Genomic DNA, 15,921 nt, shown 5'->3' on the forward strand with positions numbered 1-15,921 from the left:
TAAGGATCATTATTATCAGGAGCCTAAGGCTCCTTTCATTAGTCGTTACCTGTGGGCACTACCCCGCTCAAGGTAATCTCCTCTCCTACTTGCTTACTGTGCTCCTGCGTGACTGCTCCTTGCTTCCCCTGCTTTTGATGTGTCGCACCCGCCTGTGGGCGAACGGCCTTGGTGGCGGACGCTGGTGGCGCACCCGCCTGTATAATCCCGTCCTCATCTTCATACACCTGACCAATGAAGGCGGGTTTAAACACCAGTACCCAGGCGGGCACCAACAATAGCGCCGCCAGCGCATTGAGCACCACCATCACACTGAGCAGTAGTGCCGCATCGGCCTGAAAACGCAAATCCGATAAAATGACCCACATCACAATCCCCGCAATCAGGGTGATGGCGGTAAAACTAATCGCCAGTCCGGTGGTGCTGATCGCTCGCTCTACCGCCTGGCGCAGGTTGTTGAGCTTGACCATCTCTTCACGGATGCGATCCATCATGTAGATCGAGTAGTCAATCCCAACCCCCACCCCCACCGCAATGATGGGCACGGTATTGATGTTAATCCCCACCTCCTGCAAGCCCATGTAGGCATAGGTCATGGTGGTGGCAAACAGCATTGCCAGGAACATTAAAAAACCTGCCTGCAACGAGGAGTAAAAAAGGGTCACAAACAGGAAAATCAGTAAGAACACCAAGGGCAACACCAGCTTGTTGGTATCAAAGGCCGCTTCATTCATCGCCGCCGTGACGCCAATGGTGCCACCGGCCAAGCGGATGGTCAGACCGTCCACCTTGCCCTCGTTCTCGGTAATCCATTGCTTGGCCATATAAATGGCTCGACGGATGGTCTCACCCTGGTGATCCTTGTAGAAGAACACCAGGTTGGCAACCCGCTCATCGGTGTCGGTGAATTCCTTTAAGGCACCGGGGATCGGACTGGAGGCCATGTAGGTAAACATCAGCCCACCGGTGTAGGCCGGATCGGCCGGAATCTGATAGTAACGCGGGTCATCGTTATGTAACAGGCGGTTGACCTGCTTGATCAGGTCCGGCAGGCCTTTCGCACCCCCGACTTCCGGGTCCTTCATCATGTGCCGCTCCAGATCCGCCAGCGCCGCCAGCACTTCCGGACGCTTTAAACCACCGTTCTCGGCGTGTTCGGCAACAATATACAGCTCTTCGGAGCCGGGAAAGCGGTCATTGATCAGCTTGGAGGAGATGTTGTAATCATGGTTCTGATACAGAATCGGTGAGCCGGGCTCGGCTTCCCCGATGGTCACCTGGGATGAGAGGTAGAAACCACCGATTAACAACAGCGCCGCCACACTGAGAATAGCGGGCGGTGCGGATTTATTGGCCATCAGATGAGCACAGCCATCACCGATGGCGCGCAGCACATTGGTTTTGAGTTCGATATCCTTGGGCTTGGGTAGAATCGACAGTAGCAGCGGCACCGCAATTAAGACGGTGATGACAATCGACAGCGCCCACAGGGACGCGTAGTGTGCCAGTTTAGTGTTGAGCGGAATCGAACCAATGGCAATCAGCAATAAACCAATGGCATCGGACACCACACCCAGGGTGCCGGGACGGAACAGACTCTCAAAGGTGAGCTGGGCCGCGCGAGGGCCATCATCACACTCGGCCAGCTCGCTGTAATAGCGCTCCACCAGCTGAATCCCGTGCGACATGGCCCGCGCCGAAATCAGAAAGGGAATCACCAGGCCTAAGGGATCAAGGTTATAGCCGAACAGACTGATAATACCCACACCCCAGATCGAAGAAACAATCACGCCGCCGAGGGGAATCAGCACGCCATAGGGTTTACGGAAGTGGAATACCAGCAGGGCAATCATGATTAACGCGGTAAACAGGAAGATCTCAATGATCTGTTCTTTGTAGGTATAGACCCAACCCACCAGTACCGGTTGGCCGGTAGCATAAATGTTCACCCCGGCGCGGGCTTCGGTGTCGCGCACGGCCTGGAGTTGGGCAAAGGTCTGCTCGTAGTCCAACTGGCCTTCGTTCAGTTGTGCCTTGATCAAGGCCACCTTCATGTCCGGCGAAACCAGTGGACCATAAATCCGTGGGTTGGCCACTACGTCCTGACGTAACAGGTTCAACTGTTCGTCTGACATCGCTTCACCCAAGGGGTTATAGTAGGGTTCGGAGTTGATGTTGCCGAGTTCGGTCAACCAGATCTTACGCGAGTTACGGTGGGTTAAACTCGATACCAGGTTGTGGTTCACCCCCGGCAGGTTATCCACCGCCAGGGTGAGACGATGAATCATGGCCAGCGCTTCATTACTGAAAATATCGCCGTCTTCTATCTCTATCCCAACCACGATGACGTTAGCGCCACCAAAAGTGTCCTTAATCTCATTGTGCAGTTCTATATAGGGGTGACTTTGCGGCAACAGGTCGGCAAAGTCCGAATACATCTTTAAACCGGGAATTTGAAACGCAAAAAATACCGTGATCAGGGCAATGATCGACAGCAGGCTGCGCGGATGCCGGAACACCAGGTTATCTATATTATGCAGCCAGTGGGTCACTTGATTCATAGCGGGCTCTCTCCTGCGCCTAAAGCGCTGCGTCGGTAACGGACAGGGTCATTAACGTCCCCCAGCCACCGGCGACTAACAGCTGTTGATGGGAGAGCACTTGGCCAGCACTCAGGTAAATGGGAATGTTGGGCGTCTCCAACTGAACCCAGACACCATCGCGGTAGCTTAATACCACCGCATGATCCCCGGCGGCGTAAAGACGATCGCCCTGACCGAAGAAACGATAGATCGGCGACTCCACCCCGGAGGCTTGCTCCGCCCAGGTCTCACCGCCGTCCTCGGTGTGCATGATGACACCGTTTAAACCACCAACCCAGCCATTTTGTGGGTCACTGAAATGCACCGTCAGCGGGTACAGCTCCTGACCGATCGTGCCGATCATGTCCCAGCTCTGACCACCATCGCTGGTTTTAAAGAACAAACCAAACTCCGCCGCCGCAATACCAACCTGATCATCGAAAAATTGAATATGGGTCACCAGCGCATCTTCATCAAAACTGCTTTCAGCCCAGCTTTGGCCCTGATCGCTGCTGTGTAATAACGTGCTGTAACTACCGCTAACCCACCAGCTGCCATCGGTGCCGCAGGTCAGACCGATCATGTCCTCTTGGGTCGGCAAGGCATGGGCAACCCAGGAACGGCCCTGATCACTACTCGACCACACCTGACGGTCAAAACTCAGCGCCAACAGACGCTGATCCGGACACAGCGACAACCCAATAAAGTTCGGCGACCCCGCCACCTCCTGACGTGTCCAACTAACCCCTTCATCACGACTGCTCAGCACTACCCCAGCAGAACCCACCAGCGTTAGCACCCCTTCGCTCATCACCATCTGCTGGTATTGATCCGTGCGCAGCCGCGACTTCGACAGCTCATCCTCAACTCCCCTTAAATCCAACGAGGCTTCACAGCCGGTCAATAGGGCGCTCGCACAAAATAGACTGATGTAAGTTTGAGTTTTCTTTAAATTGTTTATTATATTTGTAATTATCACTTTCCTCCCCTATAGCAAATGCCTGTTAAAGGGCGATACGGGAGGTAGAATGCAATAATTACGCCTAAACCCAAAAAAAAACCTAACAAAAATATATCTCATTGTTTTATAAAATTTTATTCTTATTTTAGAGAATCCTTAAACACTGCTTTAGAAGACTTCAACGAAGCAGAACACCCAATTTTTCAGGATGAATTTGATCATATAGAGAATTATTTTTATGCTTTTTATAATTTCATCAATTTCTAAAATCGCTGGGACACCCAAAAGGCCATTGCTATAATAATCCCGATTCACTAGTATCTTTGTGTATACCAAACACCTATGAGCTAATATCGGCAAAATGGTGCTTGCTCTTTTGCTACTAACCCTTCGGCTAATCACTGTCTATACAGAGCGATAACACGGAACAGACGGGTGTCACGCAAACTCATCAACGGAGATATGTAATGGTTAGCGCCACTCCAAAAGCTACCGGAGCCACCAAAAAATCTAATAAAATTCAGCTATCTCCTTCTGTTGAAACTGAAGATACGATTTTTGCTGATCGTAGTGACCTCATCAATCATCTTAGATTTTCACCCAACGAAGGGCGCATTCTATTTGATACCGATCCGGTAGTTTTAATCCGCCCCGCAAGCCTGTCCTTACTGCACTGGGAGCTAAACAAGAAACTGGGGCACCGGGAAGCAGGTAGTATTCTTGCTCAGCTAGGCTATGAGTCGGGCGTACGTGAAGCCTTTCTGGCTCGTAGATTATTCCCCAACGCCAGTCTTGAAGAGGTATTCCTAATTGGCCCCAAACTAAGAGCGGCACGGGGTTTGGTGTCGATTAAAATGCTACATCAGGAAATCGAACTTACCAAAGAACATTTTTATAACGAAGCGATTTTCTCGGGTGATTTTGAAGTAGATACCCGTATTGTCGAAGGCGGCATGGCCAATAGCCCCGTCTGCTGGAACGAAGTTGCTTATGCCAGCGGCTACGCTAGCACACTCATCGGTCGACCGGTCATCTACAAAGAAGTTGAATGCAGTGCCACCGGCGCCCATAAGTGCCGTATGGTCGGGAAACTGCTGGAAATGTGGTACGAGGATGAAATTCAAAGTGAACTTCAACATCTACCCCAACAAATTTTTGTTGGCCATCTCCCCACTCAACGCAAAAACCACCCGCACGCAAAACACTGCCTACTCCCAAAGAAAGAACCTGCTACCAATATGTTGGGTGGCTTAATTGGTGAATCTCCGGGTTTAGCCAACGTCTGCGAGATGCTGCAAAAAGTTGCTCGCACTATCGCCCCTGTTCTCTTGTTGGGCGAAACCGGGGTCGGTAAGGAGATGGTGGCCAGCACCTTGCACCAAATCAGTACGCGCTCCGAACAACCATTTATCGCCGTAAACTGCGCTGCCATTCCCGATGAACTGATTGAAGCTGAGTTATTTGGCGTCTCTAAAGGCGCCTTTACTGGCGCGACACAATCACGGCCGGGACGATTTGAGCGTGCTCACGGCGGTACATTATTTCTCGACGAAGTCGGAAACCTAACCAAATCAGCACAAACAAAGTTACTACGCGCGCTACAGGAAAAAGAAATCGAGCGGGTCGGTGATACTTTTATGCGTAGAGTCGATGTTCGTATTATTGCGGCAACTAATGTGGATCTCCAGGAAGCGGTAAAATCAGGCAAATTCAGAGAAGATTTGCTATTCCGGTTGAACGTTTTTCCCATAGATATTCCACCTCTACGTAAGCGCCGGGAAGATATCCCGTTGCTCATGGCCCATTTTCTAGAACGCTATACAAAACGCTATAACAAACAAATACCGGGATTTTCTGATTTCGCCACCGAGGCGCTTTATCGTTACGAATTCCCAGGTAATATTCGCGAGCTTGAAAACCTGGTGGAACGCACTGTTATCCTCGCTGATGATCATCAGCCAATCGACCTTTGTCATCTCTTCGGCATGGAAGGTTTAATTTCTTCCGCTCTGCTTTCCAATCATGAGGGACATGCGTTAGGCAATGAACAGCCTAGTGAAACTCAGGCCTTGTGCTCAGATATTTTGGATATGATGCTTGCGCAACAAAGCTCATTTAAAAGCATAGAACATCGGCTCTTAAGTAATGCATTGAATCAAGCTAACGAGAATATGTCCAAAGCAGCCAGTAGCGTTGGCTTATCTCGCCCGCAAATGGCGTATCGGCTCAAAAAATATGAAAGCGACTCTGAAGCACTTTAGCCGCTTTCGATCATAGCGTAGGCTGAGTGATTGTGGATTGACTCGAAATTTTCACACTCCACCCGATAGCGGAACACACGATCATCACGAACCAATCGTGCGGCAACATCTCTTACCATATCCTCTACAAATTTCGGATTATCGTAAGCTTTTTCAGTGATGTATTGCTCGTCGGCGCGCTTCAGTAACGCATAGAGTTCGCAAGAGGCCTCCTGCTCAACCAGACTGATTATATCTTCTATCCAAAAGGATTCCCCTGCCTCCACTTCAACAGTAACGTGGGAACGTTGATTGTGCGCGCCGTAGCGTGAGATAGTTTTTGAGCAGGGACAAAGGCTGGTTACAGGCACAACCACTTTAAAGCTCACCACTGGTGCACCATCCAACTGCCGTCCGATCAGGGTCACCTCATAATCTAGCAGGCTGCTAGCACCGGTGACTGGCGCTACTTTATTTACAAAATAAGGGAACACCAGTTTAATATAGCCTTGTTCCGCTTCCAGCTTTGCTACCATATCTGCCATTAACGCGGTAAAGCTTGCAAACGACAACTCCTCGTTAACGGCCGCCAGGAGTTCGACAAAACGCGACATGTGCGTGCCCTTTTGATCAGCGGACAGGTTGACATACAGACTACAGCGCGCAATGCTACTTTGAATTTCACCACTTGCGGCTTGAATTTTTACCGGATAGCAGATATCTCGAATACCGACGCGTTGAATGGGAATTTCACGCGTATCCCGGCTCGCCTGGACATCAGGCACAGGAACAGATGATTCCATATTAATCACTTTCTTGCTGCTCAAACACGGGATTCGCGGACATCCTTTTGATAGGGGCGAGGAAAGCTAAGCACCATCTCTCGGCAACCGGATATCCGGATCCTTACCACAGTCAGAGGTCCACCGCTTAAATAGATTATGCTCTATACCCACCTGATCCAAAGCCTTACCAATACTCTGATGTACAATATCCATAATGGTTTTTGGGCCATGGTAAAAAGAGGGCATCGGTGGCAATATCGTGGCACCGATATCTGCTACCCGCGACATAAGATCTAAATGACCCTTATGCAACGGCGTTTCTCGTACCATTAACACCAGCGGTCTTTTCTCTTTTAAAGTCACATCAGAAGCACGCACCACCAAATTATCATTAAATGAATTTGCCACCGCAGAAAGTGTTTTAATAGTGCATGGTGCGACGATCATTCCACGTGTTCGGAAGGAGCCGCTGGCAACAGAAGCGCCGATATTCTTATTGCTGTAAACCTCATCCGCCATTGCCTTTACTTCCTCGGCGCTATAATCAGTTTCGATTTTAATATTACGCACCGCAGACTCAGAGAGGATAAGGTGCGTGGACACCTCTAACTCCCGTAAGACTCGCATAAGCTCTACACCATAGATAACGCCTGTGGCGCCGGTTATCGCAACGACTAGTGGCAATCCCATGCTGACACCTCTCTTTTTGTTTTCTGGGTTATTCATTAATAAGCAATGCAAGACTTAAGCCAAAGACTCGTCTACACAGCTAAACGCCAACACACCCCAAAAATAACCTTAACTTGCTGAATTATTTATTGTTTTAATTCAATGCTTCACTGCAGTATAACCCCGGCCAGCGGCAATAATAATGATCTGAGTTAACCATTTCGATTAAATACAGCATTGGCGGGAAGAAATTGTGCGATATGGTAAATATGCGGAACCTCGATTTTTCCTCACTGAACAGCGAAGCCCCGCCTATTACATTAAGCAGCTACATCCTTTTTCACGTGGAAACGCTTTGCCTTCATATCGAAGCGTGGCAAGCTATCGCGCTCCGCCACCTTAAGCCTTGGCCGAAACCCCAGCATGGCATAAAGCTTTTCATTAATGTTGCTAAGGATACCTTCGTCTGTTCCCTCGACCAGTTCAAATTCGATATCCATTTCATCCATATGCTTAACCGTATACACCGTAATACGGAACTCATCCACCTCATTGAATTGGCGAATAATATTTTCCACCGCACCCGGAAAGACATTTACGCCACGCACCGTCACCATATCGTCCGCACGGCCAATAACACCACCGTCGAATCGCATTGAGGTACGGCCACAGGCGCACTTCTCCAGATTAGCACGTACTATATCACCCGTACGATAACGCACTACCGGGAAGGCGATACGGCCAAGGTTGGTGATAATCAGTTCGCCCTTTTCGCCGGGGGCAACTGGCTCAAGCGTTTCCGGATCTAACACTTCAGCAATATATTCGCTTTCAATTAAGTGCGTGCCACCAGGTTGCGCTTCGCATTCAAAGGAATGCGCACCCACTTCTGAAGCGCCAGCATGATCGAAACATTTAGCATGCCAAGAATCTTCAATACGTTTTTTTGTCGCTGGAATATTCGCACCAGGCTCACCCGCATGAATGGTTGATTTCATCGGAATCTGAGATAAATCAAAGCCCGTTTCGCGTGCTACCTCAGCCAGCCTCATAGCGTAGGTTGGCGTGCAGGCTAAGGAAGTCGCACCCATTTCACGCATGAGTTCTAAGCGTTGTACTGAATCGCGCCCACCACCGGGAATCATAATGGCGTTAAGCTTGCGAGCACCTTCAACCGCTGCCCAGAATCCCACAAAAGGGCCGAAGGCAAAGGCTAAAAATATGCGGTCATCAGAAGTGACACCAGCACCCGCTAGCACATAGGCCCAACACTTACCCCACCAGTCCCAGCTTTCATGGGTATCCATCACCTTTAACGGCTTTCCTGTAGTGCCGGAGGTTTGATGAAAGCGGACGTACTTATCCAAAGGATAAGTCAGGTTGGTACCGAAAGGTGCGTTATCGCTTTGATCCTTTACTAGTTCGCTCTTAGTGGTAATTGGCAGCTTAGCGATATCGGCCAAGGTTTTTATATCCTCTGGCTTAACTCCGGCGGCTTCCCATTTGTTAGTGTAAAATTTATTTGTCCCCCACATTTCTTTCATCATAGCCTGCAACTTTTCTAATTGCAGTTGTGCCAACTGATCCCGTGGTAAGGTTTCAATTTTCTCGTCAAAATACGGCATTTTCTGTTCCCGTTTACTGATAGATTAAATCTTATGCTTGATGGAAGCTCCTAAGCCTATCTCTAGGCTTCGCGCATTTCTCCAAACACAGCCTGTTCTGTCTTTACCATTGACTCGCGCTCATCGCCAGACCACTGTACGGCAAGCGGTAATGGCGCAGCACCCGGCCAAGATTGATCTCGAGCGCCAATCACATCCATCTCCCATAAACCGATATCCATCGGTACCGACTCCAAATTGGTTTTCACTGAGCGGCACACACCCTTGATGAGAAACACCAGATTATCCGGCCCGATAATCTGTATGGCTGCCAACCCATCTCGACTCAAATTGCCCAGCGTTTTGCTGTGATGATCCACTGTAAACCTCACTCGCTTATCATCAAGCGCAACGACCCAGGCGAAAGCATCTGTAGGGTATTTGTCGTTGCCAACAGTAATAACAATTCCAAGGGCTCCGGCACGGGCGTAGGAAAGTAGCTGTTTGGGTAATTCTGGTGTAATCGTGTGTGGTGATGTAGTTGTGATACTGCTCATATAACTCTCCTTCGATAAATTAATTGAACCGCCCTAAATGGGCTTTTAATCCGGCGTCACTGCGCCGCACAAACCTATCAGCTCATATACAGTTGAACCCTTACTGGATCCCCGTCTTCTAGCTGCAATGCCCGCCTAACAGGCACCGCAGCTACTACCTCAAATTTTTGTACAGGGTAGTCGCTCACATTTGGGAAAATAACGACGCCCTCTACCCTCTGCTGTTTTTGCCCATGCAGAACAACTCGAAAACATTTAGCACTACAAAATCCCTCCGGAGGTTCGATATGGATTCCCGCCTCCTCCTGCAAACGCTGCGCTACACGTGCCCATTGCGGCCCGATCATTTCCAAATTGAAGGTGCCCGGAAAAGGCTTGATCCCTAGTTTGCTGACAAACTGCTGCAGAACCCAATCCATCTGCATAAAACTGCCGCCTTCACCTAACCCAGAACAAACACTCCCTTCAAGCTCAACCATCTCCATCTGAGTTGACGGGCTGGTTACAATGCCCTTCGAATTATGTGTAGTTGCCATACCCAAAGCCTCTCACACCAGCTCAGCTAGGACAGCTCTAGCTTTAGTCGCTGCCGCCACCGGAATACTGATGGCATCAAACTGTTCACCTGGTCCACGAGTAGCGTCAAAACCTATTTTTGAACCTGTACCAGACTCCACTGCCGACGGATCAATGACATAACCCGCCATCTTATCCAATAAGACTGTGTCACGATCAGGCTGAAAGCGCGTCGCTAATGCCCAGGACACTTCACGCGGATTACGAATATCAACTCCGTCATCAACCACCGTGACAATTTTTAACCGTAAATCCAAACTCAAGACTAGCTGGATCAAACGCCTCACATCAGTAGGCTGACAGTCCTTTACCGCTATCACTGCGGTAAATCCGCAGGTACCGGTAATCAGCTCCAAATCCACTACTCCGTGAATCTGGTTTTGCAACTGTCCTAATAACTCCGTGCCCGAAGCAAGGGATAACAGGTTATCCACGTCCACGGTCCAGGGGCATAAAGCCGCAAAAATAAAATCTTTACGATGTGTAACTGCCGTCACTTCTACCACCGGACTAATGTTGGAAAAATAGTAACCGGTATTCTCACCAAAGGGTCCTTCCTGCTCACGCACTCCGGGCAAGATATGCCCCTCAATAATAATTTCCGCACGCGCCAAGACATCAATATCCACTGTCTCCGCCGGCGTTAACTCCAGCGGTAAACCTCTTAAGCCACCCGCAACTTCTAATTTATCCGGTCCGGTAGCGCCAACTTTTACCACCGCTGCTAACAGCGTCGCTGGATCGACACCCAGTGCGACCGCAATTTCCAAGGGCCGATCTTCCTCTTCAGCCTGCTGGAAAAACAATGACAACGGCGGATTTGCCAGAAATATGCCAAACCGATTACCGCCTTGGAACATCATGCGATGGATACCCATTGCTCTGCGTCCCGTTGCGGGATCTTTCGCCAACACCAAGCCACAGGTGATAAAGGGAGCCACATCCTTTTCGTGGTAAGTCAGCATAGGCAACAGTGCAGCAACATCAACTGGGTTGCGATGAATCACCTCTTTAACCGGGGCTACACCTTCAAACATCACTGGTGAGAGCGCATGCTTTTTACAGTTCAAATAGGTTTGATTGAGCTTTTCTTCCGTCGTGCCTATCGCCTTTGCAGTGCGCGCCCTGCTCGAAAGCAAATTACCCATCACGCTAACACCGGGGTGTCCTTTCACGTTTTCAAACAGCACAATGCGACCATCTGACTGCGTCTCATGTAGTAACGCCGCCATTTCAAATTTGGGGTCAAACTCGGGGCTAACCCGGAGTATGTCTCCCGCCACTGACGCTAGAAATTCACGTAAATCTTGATAGGCCATTTTGTTGTCCGAGAGGCGGGCGCGAGCGCCCGCCTATATTGGTCGACTTAGGGCTTACTGGTAGTTCGGGAAACGTTCAATTTCCCCCAGTATGTTGATTGAATATTTCTTATCACTGAGCTGGCCGCGACCAAAACGCACCTGCAGGCTGTCAGCATATTGATCCACAGACTTGGACACTTCGGCTGTCACGCGCTTGTAAGTGTATTTATGGAACCCGTCATTGAGGGTACGGATGGTTAATTCCAGACCTTCGCCTTCAGGTAGTTCTGACAAATCATTAACAAAAACTTCCCACTTATTCATTTTGCTTATCCTCTCTTAATACTTATTTGACTGGGTCAAAGCCGTAGGCTTCCCAATTTCCAGTAACCTTGTCTTGGATTTCCTGTGTATACACATTCTTGAACGAAACCACTGTCGGTACGTCGTTCACCTTATCCCAGTCCACCGGCCAGGTGCAGTCAAAGGAAACCTTAGAACCAATGGAGTACTTACGCTCATGCGGACTGGCGTGGGGGTAAAGTGCTGTTCCGGTGGTATTTTTATAGATATGGATATCGCGCTCCGGGTTACAGCGGGTGCAGAAGGCGTGGTACACCTCATCCCAGTTATAGATATCGATGCTGTCATCCACCACCATCACCATATGGAACCAGGGCCCCAATTTACTGCCGAAAGCCAACTGCGCGATCTGCTGTGCAACACCGGCATAAGTGACCTTGACGCCCACAATCATCATGTGGTGCGTGGAACGCGGATGCATGTAAACGCCCGTGATCGGAATACCCTGGCTACGCAATAGTTTGTCTAACTCCAGCCCTAACGAAAAGGAACGTAACAGCTGTCCTTCATCCATGGGGACACCCATGTTGGAAATAGTCAGCGTCGCTTTATTGCGGTAAGTGATACAGTTGACGCGGAAAGTCACACGCGGCATACGCGGCGAGGTCCGATAGCCGGTGTATTCACCGAAGGGGCCTTCTTCCACCATCACGTCAGGGATGATTTCACCTTCCAGAATGATTTCGGCGTTGGCCGGAACCAACAGGTCATTGGTTTCACACTTAACCAGTTCAACCGGCGCTCCTGCCAACATGCCCGTCAGTTCTGCTTCGGGAATCGGTGAAGGCGCACAAGCAGCCATCGCCGCCAGAGGTGACAAACCGATCGCTGTTGCAAAAGGCATGGTTTCTCCGCGTGGCGTATAATATTCGCTTAGCGTTTTACCCAAGTCTGAGAAGGGGAAAACCGCACCACACATGGTTCGGGAATCGTACATCATCTGCCGATACATACCCCAGTTATAGTCACCGCGAATCGGATGCTTGGTAATAACTGCGTGCCAAGTACCGATGTAACGTCCACCGTCACCTTCATGCACCAACGGCACCGGCAACTTACACAGATCCACATCAGCACCCATCAGAATATTTTCTTTACAGGGTGCTGCCGAACGATCAATTTCGACAGGCGGAATCGGCTCACCGTTGGTCCGTTTCAAGTACTCTTTACCAATTTCCGGTAATGTGGAATCCGGATCCATACCTAGGGAAATGGCTACCCGTCGATAGGTGGACAGGGCGGCACCGAAGTACCTAAAGCCGGGATAATCTTTGATATTTTCCATCAAAGGTGCTGGTGCAGCTAACTCACAGACACGACGCACGATTGCGCCGGCTTCATTATCCCAATCCACCTCTTGTTCGATGCGAACACAGTCACCTGTTTCCATTAATCGCTCGATATACTCTCGGTTGCTTTTCGGCGCATTGATTTCGCTTGCGCCCTCGCCTTTAAGAATTGCACTCATCTGGTCTCTCCTGCTTCACTTAATTAAATTCAATTAGCTGATCTTGCTCAGCAACTTATCCCACTTACCCTGGGCTTTAAGAATCATTTCCGCCACTTCACGCACTGCACCATAACCACCGCGTGCACTGGTGATATAAGCCGCATGCTCCAGCACATCGGGCACGGCATCCGCTACGGCAACCGGTAACCCAACACGCTTCATCATGCTCAAATCCACTAGGTCATCACCGACATAACAGACTTCTGCATCGGTGATTTTCATGTCTTCGAGAATTTCTGCGTAGGCTTCAGTCTTTTTCTTAACACCTTCATAGAAGCGCTTAATTTTTAACTCTTCCGCACGGTGCCTTACCGCGCCGGAATGTTTGGAGGTAATAATCGCCACCTCAACACCCAGCATCTGTAACGCCACCACACCCATGCCATCTTTAATGTCGAAGTTGCGTGACTGCACACCGTTATCATCAATCACAATGCGGCCATCGCTCATCACGCCATCCACATCAAGAATGACCAGTTTTATGTCTTCTGCTTTTCCCATCCTCTTCTCCTATCTATTCAGTACCTTTCAAATTGCGCCCTGATTGCAGCAGGCCAGGGCGCAACTCAAAAGAAATAACTTAGTCGATGCCGTACTCGCTCCAACGCGATTTCACTTTTGCCAGGGTTTCCTCATCGAGAGAAATTGGCACTGGCTTCTCATCCCACTCATAAGGAATCGTGGCATCGAGAATAATGCGTGAAGTAATGAGTTTGCTTTCGTTTGGAGCCAGCGCCGGATCCAATGGTGTAGAGCGGCCACGTTTGATCATTTCAGTGCCACGCTGTGGGTCGTAGCGACAGGCCAAGGCCCAGAACACGCGCTGAATATCATCGGCTTCAATATCTTCATCCACCACAATCACGCCCTTAATGCCGTAACTACCGGTAGTGGTAGCGATCACCGCATTACCGACCTGGCTGGAATGCCCCGGGTACATGGTTTTTACCGACACCACCGCCCAAAAACGACCGGCGGATTCAGGCATGACATTGACCGATTGGATACCAGGGATGCCCATCTTCGCCAAATCCGTCCAGAGCATCGCGGTTCGGGTAAAGGACAGCAACATATGCACGTCGGTGACCGGACGGCCCACGGAAGTGGCCCACAGAATCGGCTTATTGCGATGCAGAATCTGTTTCACTTCCAGACAGGGCTTTTTGATTTCCTTGTACAGCTCGTCGGTGTAGTAGCCGGTGTACTCACCGAATGGACCTTCCGGTTGGAAATTATCAGGATCAATCTCACCTTCGAGCACAATTTCAGCGGCCGCTGGAATCGGTAACCCAGTCATCGGTGCCAGCATATATTCAGATGGCGCACCACGAACGGAACCAATGATGTCGTATTGGCTTTGCGCACCTTCATGCTGTAGCGCACCCGCCATCATCATTAATGGATCGCAACCGATTACCGCAGCAGCGGGCATTTTTTTACCCATTTTTTTGTATTTTTCAAGAATACGCATGCCGCGCTTACCCGGCAGAATTTGTACACCGCAGCGCTTACCATCGAGCATTTGCATACGGTAAGTTCCCAGGTTCACCTTGCCTGTTTCGGGATCTCTGATCACCAAAAAGGTTGCTGTGCCAATGTACCGTCCACCGTCTTGCGGGAAGAACTGAGGTACTGGAAAGATGTTCATATCAACATCATCACCAGTCACTATATTCTCTAGAACCGGCCCATCCGTGACTTCTTTTGACGGAATGAGTTCATCAATGGTTTTTTCCATCCACTCCTTGGCTGAATCACAGAGCGAGTTGCTGGGGTTCATGATCATTGACATGGCCAAGCGGCTTGGTGTCGCGAAGGCCCCAGTAAAAACCGGCGAGTCATAACCTTTGATATTTTCAAATAATAGCGCTGGCCCTTTTCTTTCTTCGGTCAATTTGGAGATATGTGAAAGCTCCAAATTCCAATCTACTTCTGCCGTTATGCGCTTGAGTTCACCGGCCTCTTCACATCGGTTGATAAAATCTCGTAAATCCATAGGGTTATTCCTCTTCTGATTTTAAATTTTGACGATCAACTGTAACGCCGAGTTTATCTGTGGTAGGACTAAGCAGCCTGGTCAGCTGACCCAGCTACCGTTTCAACCACCTTATAGCCCGCTTTTTTAAGCGCCTGCGCCACCGTGTCGGGATCCACACCTAAAAATCTGACGATGATCTTTTTCTCGTTACTGACTTTGTAGTCCGGTGGTTCAGCTTTACCTATGGGGTAAATCGCCTGCACATCAGCACCGGTAGCCGCTACAGTTTCTGATATTGCCGCGATCACACCAGGTTCGAGCGGAATAGGCGCCAAGGTTACGCCACTACGATTTTCCCAGGCACCGAGAAAATTAGCTGCCATGGCAAAAATTTCATTGGCCGAAATAATGCCCACTACCGCACCATTTTCCATTACTGGAAATTGGGCAACACCCAGCTGTTTGCCTTTTTCCAGGCAGTGCTCCATGGTGTCGCTTACGTCGATAGTGGCGGGATTGCGCACCATGATGTCCTTCACTTTTAGGCGTTCAGTGAAAAATGCAAACTCATCGGGGCTTTGCGTATTACTCACGAAATGCGCGGCGCGCAAACAATCTGCCCGAGTAATCAAGCCTCGAAGTTTTTTATGGTCCAGTACCGGCAATACATGTAGGTTATTTTCTGCAAGTAAGCGTTTCGCCTCTGACACCAGCGTGTCGCTCACGACCGTGATGGGGTTAGGTTTCATCCAATTTCTTACAATCATTTCTCTCTCTCCAGACGATTGGGGTAAT

14 protein-coding genes are annotated in these 15,921 nt (G+C 49.6%); 1 reads left to right on the forward strand and 13 read right to left on the reverse strand.

The annotated features are described in order from the left end of the window. Nucleotides 1–38 precede the first annotated feature (38 nt). On the reverse strand, nt 39–2,561 hold the full coding sequence (locus H6995_13985) for an MMPL family transporter (protein MCP5216109.1): 2,523 nt from the start codon (nt 2,559–2,561) through the stop codon (nt 39–41). Between the two features lie 19 nt (nt 2,562–2,580). Beyond that, entirely contained in the window at nt 2,581–3,561 is a 981-nt protein-coding gene (locus H6995_13990; protein ID MCP5216110.1) for a glycosyl hydrolase, read from the reverse strand. A gap of 449 nt (nt 3,562–4,010) precedes the next feature. Between H6995_13990 and H6995_13995 the strand changes: the two genes are divergently transcribed. Beyond that, the gene (locus H6995_13995) at nt 4,011–5,804 is read left to right on the forward strand and encodes a sigma 54-interacting transcriptional regulator (GenBank protein ID MCP5216111.1); all 1,794 of its coding nucleotides are present in this window, start codon (nt 4,011–4,013) and stop codon (nt 5,802–5,804) included. On the opposite strand, the gene H6995_14000 is transcribed toward H6995_13995, so the two are convergent. The 11 genes from H6995_14000 to H6995_14050 form a co-directional block, all read right to left on the reverse strand. Continuing rightward, complete coding sequence (locus tag H6995_14000) at nt 5,801–6,586, reverse strand: GTP cyclohydrolase I FolE2 (GenBank protein MCP5216112.1); 786 nt, start codon at nt 6,584–6,586, stop codon at nt 5,801–5,803. The genes H6995_13995 and H6995_14000 overlap by 4 nt on opposite strands. A gap of 66 nt (nt 6,587–6,652) precedes the next feature. Further along, nucleotides 6,653–7,258 carry a UbiX family flavin prenyltransferase gene (locus H6995_14005; GenBank protein MCP5216113.1) on the reverse strand — a complete coding sequence of 202 codons (606 nt, stop codon included), beginning with the start codon at nt 7,256–7,258 and terminating at the stop codon, nt 6,653–6,655. Between the two features lie 299 nt (nt 7,259–7,557). Then, entirely contained in the window at nt 7,558–8,862 is a 1,305-nt protein-coding gene (locus H6995_14010; GenBank protein MCP5216114.1) for an AMP-binding protein, read from the reverse strand. A gap of 62 nt (nt 8,863–8,924) precedes the next feature. Further along, complete coding sequence (locus tag H6995_14015; GenBank protein ID MCP5216115.1) at nt 8,925–9,398, reverse strand: hypothetical protein; 474 nt, start codon at nt 9,396–9,398, stop codon at nt 8,925–8,927. Nucleotides 9,399–9,475: 77 nt separating this feature from the next. Further along, complete coding sequence (locus H6995_14020; protein ID MCP5216116.1) at nt 9,476–9,883, reverse strand: CTP-dependent riboflavin kinase; 408 nt, start codon at nt 9,881–9,883, stop codon at nt 9,476–9,478. Nucleotides 9,884–9,946: 63 nt separating this feature from the next. Beyond that, nucleotides 9,947–11,293 (reverse strand): UbiD family decarboxylase, encoded by a 1,347-nt coding sequence (locus H6995_14025; protein ID MCP5216117.1) that lies wholly within the window; start codon nt 11,291–11,293, stop codon nt 9,947–9,949. A 54-nt stretch (nt 11,294–11,347) separates the two neighbouring features. Continuing rightward, a complete protein-coding gene (locus tag H6995_14030) occupies nt 11,348–11,599 on the reverse strand; it encodes a phenylphosphate carboxylase subunit gamma (protein MCP5216118.1) in 252 nt (83 codons plus the stop codon). Between the two features lie 22 nt (nt 11,600–11,621). Then, on the reverse strand, nt 11,622–13,106 hold the full coding sequence (gene ppcA, locus H6995_14035; GenBank protein ID MCP5216119.1) for a phenylphosphate carboxylase subunit alpha: 1,485 nt from the start codon (nt 13,104–13,106) through the stop codon (nt 11,622–11,624). 33 nt (nt 13,107–13,139) lie between these two features. Next, nucleotides 13,140–13,649: a phenylphosphate carboxylase subunit delta gene (ppcD, locus tag H6995_14040; GenBank protein MCP5216120.1), complete on the reverse strand. Its 510-nt coding sequence runs from the start codon at nt 13,647–13,649 to the stop codon at nt 13,140–13,142. Between the two features lie 79 nt (nt 13,650–13,728). Further along, on the reverse strand, nt 13,729–15,144 hold the full coding sequence (gene ppcB / locus H6995_14045) for a phenylphosphate carboxylase subunit beta (GenBank protein ID MCP5216121.1): 1,416 nt from the start codon (nt 15,142–15,144) through the stop codon (nt 13,729–13,731). A gap of 68 nt (nt 15,145–15,212) precedes the next feature. Next, on the reverse strand, nt 15,213–15,893 hold the full coding sequence (locus tag H6995_14050; GenBank protein ID MCP5216122.1) for a CBS domain-containing protein: 681 nt from the start codon (nt 15,891–15,893) through the stop codon (nt 15,213–15,215). Nucleotides 15,894–15,921 lie beyond the last annotated feature (28 nt).

The sequence above is a fragment of the Pseudomonadales bacterium genome, assembly GCA_024234615.1.
Lineage (GTDB): Bacteria > Pseudomonadota > Gammaproteobacteria > Pseudomonadales > IMCC2047 > JAJFKB01.

What these genes read in the sequence shown, in the direction of transcription:
- H6995_13985 (MCP5216109.1), bottom strand. Translation starts at nt 2,561, where the DNA reads ATGAATCAAGTGACCCACTGGCTGCATAATATAGATAACCTGGTGTTC.
- H6995_13995 (MCP5216111.1), top strand. Translation starts at nt 4,011, where the DNA reads ATGGTTAGCGCCACTCCAAAAGCTACCGGAGCCACCAAAAAATCTAAT.
- H6995_14000 (MCP5216112.1), bottom strand. Translation starts at nt 6,586, where the DNA reads ATGGAATCATCTGTTCCTGTGCCTGATGTCCAGGCGAGCCGGGATACG.
- H6995_14005 (MCP5216113.1), bottom strand. Translation starts at nt 7,258, where the DNA reads ATGGGATTGCCACTAGTCGTTGCGATAACCGGCGCCACAGGCGTTATC.
- H6995_14010 (MCP5216114.1), bottom strand. Translation starts at nt 8,862, where the DNA reads ATGCCGTATTTTGACGAGAAAATTGAAACCTTACCACGGGATCAGTTG.
- H6995_14015 (MCP5216115.1), bottom strand. Translation starts at nt 9,398, where the DNA reads ATGAGCAGTATCACAACTACATCACCACACACGATTACACCAGAATTA.
- H6995_14020 (MCP5216116.1), bottom strand. Translation starts at nt 9,883, where the DNA reads ATGGAGATGGTTGAGCTTGAAGGGAGTGTTTGTTCTGGGTTAGGTGAA.
- H6995_14025 (MCP5216117.1), bottom strand. Translation starts at nt 11,293, where the DNA reads ATGGCCTATCAAGATTTACGTGAATTTCTAGCGTCAGTGGCGGGAGAC.
- H6995_14030 (MCP5216118.1), bottom strand. Translation starts at nt 11,599, where the DNA reads ATGAATAAGTGGGAAGTTTTTGTTAATGATTTGTCAGAACTACCTGAA.
- ppcA (MCP5216119.1), bottom strand. Translation starts at nt 13,106, where the DNA reads ATGAGTGCAATTCTTAAAGGCGAGGGCGCAAGCGAAATCAATGCGCCG.
- ppcD (MCP5216120.1), bottom strand. Translation starts at nt 13,649, where the DNA reads ATGGGAAAAGCAGAAGACATAAAACTGGTCATTCTTGATGTGGATGGC.
- ppcB (MCP5216121.1), bottom strand. Translation starts at nt 15,144, where the DNA reads ATGGATTTACGAGATTTTATCAACCGATGTGAAGAGGCCGGTGAACTC.
- H6995_14050 (MCP5216122.1), bottom strand. Translation starts at nt 15,893, where the DNA reads ATGATTGTAAGAAATTGGATGAAACCTAACCCCATCACGGTCGTGAGC.